The sequence below is a fragment of the Priestia sp. P5_B4 genome (genome assembly GCF_056400385.1).
Genome location: NZ_JBFULJ010000683.1, coordinates 1 through 2,079, shown reverse-complemented (window position 1 = coordinate 2,079; position 2,079 = coordinate 1). Strand labels below are relative to the sequence as shown.

Below are 2,079 nucleotides of genomic sequence, written 5' to 3'. Positions count from 1 at the left end.
GCTTATCAGTACTACTTGTTCGACAGAATTAAAGGGCGAAAAATATTTCTCCCATTTAGAATCAGGAAGCCTTAATGCGTTATAAAAATATGAGGTACTAAAAGAAATTATATTTCCTAAAATAAGTGATAAATCCGCTCTAATAAGTCCACTTAGATAAGACAGTGCTACTGTAACTATGGCCATGATTATATAGCTTACCTTTGAATCATCCTCAAAATCTTTTCGCATAGATAAATAAACATATGGAATGCAGTAAATGGTAAAAATTATAAAAGGGAGTAGTCTTCTCATATAGTAATCTCTCCAATATTTGGGGTTCGACATAGTTTTCTATTATTATAAATTACCGAAGAGAATTTTTTCCAGTTTTTTGTACGCAGAGAGTGTAGAAATACTTATATGTATCATGATCGTTTGTAGAATCATTCCTTAGGGCAAAGTAAAAAAGCACGCTTATGAGTGCTTTTTTACAGTATATTTATTTAAACAGGACGTGTGTTTTCATCGAACATTTTCCGTTTACTGGTAACAATTACTTCTTTATTTTTCTCCTAAAATGGCTACAGGGCTAAATACCTCGTAATGAATACGTTCGTTTGGTATATCCCATCTATGTAGTGCTTTAAGAATAGCTTCCATAAACGGAATCGACCCGCAGAAATAAAAGACAGCTTCTTTTGAAGGAACAACGGATTGTAACAATTCTAAATCAATATAACCCTCTTTATCAAAATCAGTGCCAAATCCATCCCCTTCATTAGGCGAGCTATAACAGATGAAGGAGGTAACATTTTCGTTATTTCTATTTAGTTGAGCCACATGTTCTTTAAAAGCATGCGTTTTCCCATTAATACTTGCATGAAGAAAGGTAACCTTACGTGTAGGTTGTTTTTCTACAATGGTATTCAGCATACTAAGCAAAGGTGTAATACCTATACCTCCACTAATTAGCACAACGGGAAGTTCACTGTGATCAAGTACAAAATCTCCAGCTGGAGCTGAGAACTTAAGAGTATCTCCTGTCTGAACTTGTTTATGTAAATAGTTTGACACGATTCCTGCTGGCGCACCGTCATGCCCTTCTTCTCGTTTTACACTGATTCGATAATAATCCTTTCCAGGGGCTTCAGAAAGACTATAGTGGCGAATATGCGTGTATTTCTCTCCCGGAACATTTGCTGCTAATGTAAGGTATTGTCCTGCTTTATAAGAGGCAATTTCTTTCTCATTTTTAGCTTTTAAATAAAAAGACGTTACATTATCACTTTCTTCTACTTTCTTATCTATATAAAAGCTTTGATATCCTTCCCAACCTCCAGGTTGACTCTCTGTCTCTTCGTAGAGAGCTTCTTCTAGCTCAATAAAAGCATTGGCAATATATCCGTACGCTTTTCCCCATGCTTCAATAATCTCATCTGAAGCTGTATCTCCCAAAACATCCTTTACTGCTTGAAGTAAAGTTTCACCAACGACTGGATATTGTTCTGCCTTTACCCCTATCGCACGATGCTTTTGTGAAATCCGTTCAATTACAGGTTTAATGGCTTCTAAGTTTGTAATATGTTCTCCTGCAGCATACACGGCATATCCTAATGCTTCCTGTTGAATTCCTCTTTTTTGATTTGTTTGATTGAACATATTATATAAATCTGGCGCTTTTTCAAATAACAATTCATAAAATCTCTTTCCTATTTGTTTACTATGTTCTTTTAAAACTGGCACTGTTGATTGGACAATTTCAATCGTTTTAGAATCAAGCATATAACATCCACCTTTTAAGAATTTTTCATATGTATTAATCTTTTTTAATACTACAATTTAATATGGATAAATTTGGATTATCCTATACTGGAATGAAAATACTAACTTTAGTTACCGTAATGAATAGGTTTTTTAAGAAACAACTTTATTAGATTTGACATTACTTTAATTTGGCTTTTCAACAAGTATCCAAGGGACTTCTATCTCAAAATCAAGTTGAAGTACGGGTCTGGTAAATCCGCCAGGGACAAATTCTAAATCGTTGGAAAAGCCAATATGTAGGTTATTGCTTATTTCAATTGCACCATCTGAATT

Annotated in this window: 1 protein-coding gene and 1 pseudogene; both read right to left on the bottom strand. The window is 34.2% G+C overall.

Annotated elements, in window-relative coordinates; genetic code table 11:
* Positions 1-186 (bottom strand): annotated as a pseudogene (locus AC1DRF_RS24655) (hypothetical protein); the annotation flags it as partial.
* A gap of 357 nt (positions 187-543) precedes the next feature.
* The gene (hmpA, locus tag AC1DRF_RS24650; RefSeq protein ID WP_427076316.1) at positions 544-1,764 is read right to left on the bottom strand and encodes an NO-inducible flavohemoprotein; all 1,221 of its coding nucleotides are present in this window, start codon (positions 1,762-1,764) and stop codon (positions 544-546) included.
* Between the last annotated feature and the right edge of the window lie 315 nt (positions 1,765-2,079).

Excerpts from the sequence above, each read along its gene's own strand:
- hmpA (WP_427076316.1), bottom strand. The coding sequence starts at position 1,764 with ATGCTTGATTCTAAAACGATTGAAATTGTCCAATCAACAGTGCCAGTT.